Raw genomic sequence first — 4,441 nt, 5'->3', positions numbered from 1 at the left:
CGCCACGACCCGGGCCGAAAGCCGGGGTCGTGGCGTGGGAGGATCGACGCGTCACTCGCGTTCGATGATCACCCGGCGTGCCGGCTCGCGGCCCTGTGAGCGGCTGGTGACGCCGTCGACGGCAGCGACGATCCCGTGCACCGACTTGCGCTCGAACACGTCCATCGGCTCGAGCCGTACCGGCTCGCCGGTGTCGAGCACCTCGTCGATCGCCTCCTCGGCCTTCTCCACCAGCTTCTCCATCCGGCGGGCGCGGTAGCCCTCCGCGTCGACCTTCACGCGGGAGCGGCGCTGGAACTCGCGCTGGAGGGCGCAGCGGACCAGCTCCTGGATCGCCTCCAGGGTCTGACCGCGACGCCCGATGAGCGCACCGGAGCCGATGTCGACGACCTCGACCTCCGCGTGATCGTCGGTGGTGCGGATACGGATGTCGCCGGGCAGATCGAGGGCGTCGAGCAGGCCCTCGAGGAAGTCCGCGGCCGCGTCAGCCTCCTCCTCGAGGTCCTCGATCGTGACCACGCGATCCGCCGGCTCCTCCTCGGAGTCACGGTCCCGCCGATCGCCGTCACGATCGCGATCCCCGGCCCCATCACCATCCCGTGACGGGTTCTCGTGCTCACTGCGGCTCGGTGCAGCGCCGCCACCGCGGGGCGCGCGCGTCCGGGGTGCGGGTGAGGCAGGCGGCTCGACGTCGCCGCCGGCGTCCGTGGTGGCCTCCTCGGGGCTGGTGGCGGTCGGAGCGGTCACCCCGGCCCGGGTGTCCCCATCCGACGCATCCGACGCATCCGACGCATCCCCAGCACCCGCGGCGTCCGGGACGACCTCGAGGTCGAAGGCCAGGCGTCCGGTCAGGGCGTCGAGGCCGGGTGCGTCGACCACGAGCGCGATATCGCCGGTGTCGGTGTCGAGCAGCTCCGCGAGGGCTTCGCGGAGGGCGTCGACCAGGGTCGGACCTCGTCCATCGGTGCGTCGGCTCATCGTCGTCGTGCTCCTGTTCGGGCGTGTGGGGGTCGGTGTCGGGGCCGTGGAACGGCCAGGAGGTGGCTTCAGCCCTGCTGGCCGCGACGAGGGAGGTGGTCGCGGTTCTTGCCGCCGGCCGGGCGGGCGGGACCGGTCGCGCCGCCCTGACCGGCAGCCTTCGGCTTCGCGGACCTCCCGGGCTTCGTGGGCTTCGTGGGCTTCGTGGGCTTCGTGGGCTTCTTCGGCGCTGCGGGGCCGGTCGAACCTTCGGTCGTCGCGCTCGGGTTGCGTCGGCCATCGGACCGGTCAGCACCGGGGCGCTGGCCGCCCTCGCTGCCCGTCCCCTCGCCGCCGTTGGCACGTTTCTTGGCCGCCTTCTTGGCCGCCTTCTTGGCCGCCTTGTTCGTCTGCGCAGCCTCGCCCCCGGGGTGATCGCCGAGGGTGCCCTCCTCGACCTCGTGCTCGACCTCGCGGAGCATGAACCACTGCTGCCCGGCCTGCCAGGCGTTGGTGGTCACCCAGTACAGGAGGACACCGAGGGGCAGGTTGAACGAGATCACGCCGAGGAACACCGGCATGACGTACAGCAGCACCTTCTGCTGCTGGGCCATCGGGTTGTCGCCACCCGTGGCGGTCTGGCGCGCCATCGTCTGCTTCTGGGAGATGAACATGGTGGCCGCCATGAGCACGATCAGCAGCCAGCCCGGCCAGAACGCCTGGTTCACGAGCGCGGTCAACCCCTCGTCGGTGTACCGCGTGAGGAAGTAGAAGGGCTGCTCGGCGAGGTCGTGCGCGCGATCGCCTCGCAGGATGCTGAAGAGGGCGAAGAAGACCGGGGCTTGGGCGAGGAGGGGCAAGCACGAGGCCGCGGGGTTGACCCCCTCGGCCTGGTACAGGGCCATCATCTCCTCGTTCATCTTCTGCTTCTTGGCCTTGTACTGCTCCGGGTCCTTCTTCATCAGGTCCCGGTCGGCCTTGTACTTCTTCTGGATGGCCTTCATCTGGGGCTGGATGGCCTGCATCGAACGCATGGAGCGGATCTGCTTGACCGCCAGCGGCAGCAGCAGGAGCCGGATGACCACCGTCAGCGCGATGATCGCCCAGCCCCAAGCGTGGGCACCGGCGAGCGGCTCGAACAGGTCGTGGAGCCACTCGAGGGCACCCGCGAACAGGTCGAGGATGTTGTGCCAGAGCTGCATCACGACGATCTACTTCCGCGGAGGGACGGGGTCGAACCCGCCGAGGTTCCAGGGGTGGCAACGGCCGATCCTGCGCACCGCCAGCCAGGTCCCACGCAGCGCTCCGTGGGTCCTGATGGCGCTCACCGCGTAGGTCGAGCACGTTGGCAGGAAGCGGCACCGCGGGGCGCGGAGCGCCGCCGTGGCCCGGTAGAGCGAGAGCAGGCCCAGCAGGAGCCGGGCGAGGAGCGACGGGCGAGGAGCCGGATCGACCGGCCCGGCCTCGAGGCGGGAGGGGCGGCGGTCGACGCCGGCGCTCACGCCGCGACCGCGGTCACGACGCCGAGCCGATCGGCCAGCGCGGCCACCTCGGCGTGGACGGGTCCGAGCGATGACGCGGCGCAGCCCCCCCGTGCCACGAGGACCACGTCGGTGCCGGGAGTCCAGTCGACCCGCATGGACGCCTCCCGTAGCAGGCGCTTGGCGCGGTTGCGTGAGACGGCGTTGCCGACCCGCTTGGAGGCGACGACGGCGATCCGGGCCGGGCCCGGGACGTCAGCATCGCGGACGTGCACCACCGCGAGGTGCCCAGCACGAGACCGCCGTCCACGCAGGACGGCGGCGATGTCCCGGCCGTCACGCAGCCGGTCCGCTCCCGGAGACGTCACGGGACGTCCGGTGCGTTCAGGCCGTGAGCTTGGAGCGGCCACGCTGACGACGCGAACGGACGATGGCGCGTCCAGCGCGGGTCTGCATGCGTGCCCGGAAGCCGTGCTTGCGGGCACGACGGCGGTTGTTGGGCTGGAAGGTGCGCTTGCTCACGACCGGACCTCCGAGGTGCGGATCGAACGTGGGGCACGCGGTGCGGTCGGGTTCCCCGCCGTGTCGCCGGCCCGGACGTGCCCGCCGGGAGGCGGGACGAGGTGGCACGCAGCGACGCGGGAGGTGCGAGGTGGTGAGGATCCGCGACCATCCCGGTGCACGGGACGTGCCGGGGAGCGTACCGAGCCGCGGGCGAGCCGAGCAACCGCCCGGGGCAGCACCACACCCTCCGCACGCGGCGCGCGCCGAGCACGCCGAGAACATCCGATCCTGACCAGCACGTCCGAAGCCGTACAAACACCTCCGGAGCCGCCCAGTGCGTCCGAAACCGGTCAAGCACGTCCGGGCCGTCGGCGTTCCCCGCGTGCGCCGGCGCCACCTCACCGTCCCGCGCACCGACCGGAGCAGCCGAGGCGTTGCGGGGCCTGCGACCACGGGCTACCGTCCGCTGCCGTCCACCGGAGCCGGTGGTGCGAGGTCCAGGGAGCACCTGCTCGGACCGGCCACGGCTCCAGGACCTTCCCCGCGACAGATCGGACGCGCCCAGCGCGTGCGATCGGATACATCACCTATCCACAACTGTGGACGGTCCTGTGGACATCTCTCCGATGGGGTGCTCGGATCGACCACGACCGTGCAGCGGTGGGGGTCCGATCCACGTGACGCGTGCACCGGTCGGACCAGGCGCCCCGGACGGGGCCGCTCAGGACGACGGACCGGAGAAGCGCAGCGTGTCTCGACCATCGACGCTCGACCTCGAGGCGCTCTGGCGTGACGCACGCGACGAGGTGATGCGTGCGGTCACCTCCACCGCACAGCGTCACTGGCTCGAGGCGAGCCGTCCCGTCGGCTACACCGACGACGTGGTGGTCCTCGCCACCCCGCACGACTTCGCTCGTGCCTGGCTCGAGACCCGGTGCGGCGAGCTGATCCGCACCGCGCTGTCCGAGGCGGCCGGCCGGGACCTGACGGTGGTCATCACCGTGCAGCCACGGCCCGAACCGGTCGGGGATCTCACCGCCGCCGAGACCGAGCTGGCGGGGCCTGCGGGCGACGACGGTGATGCCACCTCGCGACCGGACACCGGCCCCTCGGCGGTCCCCTCCGACCCCCGGGACGCGGGACGCGATCACCGTCCGACCCCTCCGGGGCTGCGTAGCGACCGTCGCGAGGACCGATCCTGGGCCGCGTCATCGCCGACCGGTAGCTCACAGCCACCGACGGTGCGGTCGCGGTCGTCCGCCGAACCGCTCGACGACCACCACGCCACGCAAGGCGGCGCGTCCCGTGACGACCTGCGCGACCAGCAGGACCGTTACGCCCACCAGGGCCAGCGTGAGCTGCGGGCCGTCCCCGACGAGCAGTCGGACACCGAGCCCGCCACCGACGAGGCTGGTCGGCCCCTCGAGGCCCCAGGCCGGCCGCCCGGTCCCGTCGTCTCCCTCCCCGACCCGCGGCCCCGCCCGCGGGACCGCGACGAG

General features: G+C 72.3%; 6 protein-coding genes. 1 reads left to right on the top strand and 5 read right to left on the bottom strand.

The annotated features are described in order from the left end of the window. Positions 1-51 precede the first annotated feature (51 nt). From WEB03_RS08555 to rpmH, 5 genes are all read right to left on the bottom strand, one after another. On the bottom strand, positions 52-978 hold the full coding sequence (locus tag WEB03_RS08555) for a protein jag (RefSeq protein WP_368070528.1): 927 nt from the start codon (positions 976-978) through the stop codon (positions 52-54). Between the two features lie 68 nt (positions 979-1,046). After that, complete coding sequence (locus WEB03_RS08550; RefSeq protein WP_368070542.1) at positions 1,047-2,159, bottom strand: YidC/Oxa1 family membrane protein insertase; 1,113 nt, start codon at positions 2,157-2,159, stop codon at positions 1,047-1,049. A gap of 9 nt (positions 2,160-2,168) precedes the next feature. Next, positions 2,169-2,372 (bottom strand): membrane protein insertion efficiency factor YidD, encoded by a 204-nt coding sequence (gene yidD / locus WEB03_RS08545; protein WP_368070541.1) that lies wholly within the window; start codon positions 2,370-2,372, stop codon positions 2,169-2,171. Positions 2,373-2,455: 83 nt separating this feature from the next. Beyond that, entirely contained in the window at positions 2,456-2,806 is a 351-nt protein-coding gene (gene rnpA / locus WEB03_RS08540; RefSeq protein ID WP_368070527.1) for a ribonuclease P protein component, read from the bottom strand. A gap of 16 nt (positions 2,807-2,822) precedes the next feature. Then, on the bottom strand, positions 2,823-2,960 hold the full coding sequence (gene rpmH / locus WEB03_RS08535; RefSeq protein WP_368070526.1) for a 50S ribosomal protein L34: 138 nt from the start codon (positions 2,958-2,960) through the stop codon (positions 2,823-2,825). Positions 2,961-3,691: 731 nt separating this feature from the next. Here rpmH and WEB03_RS08530 point away from each other — a divergent pair. Then, positions 3,692-4,441, top strand: a 750-nt coding sequence (locus tag WEB03_RS08530; RefSeq protein ID WP_368070525.1) for a DnaA N-terminal domain-containing protein, incomplete at its 3' end; no start/stop codon positions are given.

Source organism: Nitriliruptor sp. (assembly GCF_040882075.1).
Classification (GTDB): domain Bacteria; phylum Actinomycetota; class Nitriliruptoria; order Nitriliruptorales; family Nitriliruptoraceae; genus Nitriliruptor.
Note: the sequence above shows the minus strand (reverse complement) of the source record. Positions and strands in the feature narration are given on the sequence as shown.

Bases quoted from the DNA above. Each gene is read 5' to 3' on its own strand.
- WEB03_RS08555 (WP_368070528.1), bottom strand. From the start codon at position 978: ATGAGCCGACGCACCGATGGACGAGGTCCGACCCTGGTCGACGCCCTC.
- WEB03_RS08550 (WP_368070542.1), bottom strand. From the start codon at position 2,159: ATGCAGCTCTGGCACAACATCCTCGACCTGTTCGCGGGTGCCCTCGAG.